Source organism: Alcanivorax sp. HI0044 (assembly GCF_001634945.1).
Genome location: NZ_LWEZ01001176.1, coordinates 1 through 856, shown reverse-complemented (window position 1 = coordinate 856; position 856 = coordinate 1). Strand labels below are relative to the sequence as shown.

Genomic DNA, 856 nt, shown 5'->3' with positions numbered 1-856 from the left:
GCCTCACCGATGAAATTCGCGAGGCGGGCAAGATGGTGACATCGGTGTTTTCACCGGTGAAAGAGGCCATGGCCTGGCAGACGATCCTGAACAACAAGGGCTGGGCGGCCCCGCACTGGCCAAAAGAGTTCGGAGGTACCGGCTGGAGCGTGACCCAACGGGCCATTTTCGCCGAAGAGCTGGTGCGTGCGGAAACCCCGCCACTGGTGCCCATGGGCTTGCACATGTGCGGGCCCTGCCTGATTGGTTGTGGCACTGAAGAGCAGCAGAAGGAATACCTGCCAAAGATCCTCAGCGGTGAACATTTCTGGTGCCAGGGTTACTCGGAGCCGGGTGCTGGCTCCGATCTGGCATCGTTGAAAACCTTCGCTGAGAAAGACGGTGATGACTACATCATCAATGGCACCAAGATCTGGACCACCTACGCCCATTACGCCAACAAGATGTTCGCGTTGGTGCGCACCCGCAAAGACGGCAAACCGCAACAGGGCATCACCTTCCTGTTGCTGGATATGGACCTGCCGGGTATTTCCATTGAACCCATCGTTGGTCTGGATGAAGTGACCGAGCAGTGCCAAGTGTTTTTCGACAATGTCCGCGTACCGCAGAAGAACCGTGTTGGTGAGGAAAACGATGGCTGGACGGTGGCCAAATACCTGCTCACGTTCGAACGCGGTGGCCAGGAGTATGCTCCCAGCCTTCATGTGCAGTTGGAAAAGATCAAGGTGATGGCATCCAAACAGCAGACCGCGTTTGGTGCCTTGCTGGACGATCCGGTATGGCAGCACAAGCTGGCCCAGCTGGAGGCGGATGTGCTGGCCCTGGAGTTTACGGAAATGCGTATCAAGTCGGCGCT

At 57.4% G+C, this 856-nt stretch carries 1 protein-coding gene; it reads left to right on the top strand.

Annotation, left to right across the window (positions count from 1 at the left end):
• Nucleotides 1–32: 32 nt before the first annotated feature.
• On the top strand, nt 33–856 hold an 824-nt coding region (locus A3730_RS15595; RefSeq protein ID WP_231883972.1), incomplete at its 3' end, for an acyl-CoA dehydrogenase family protein.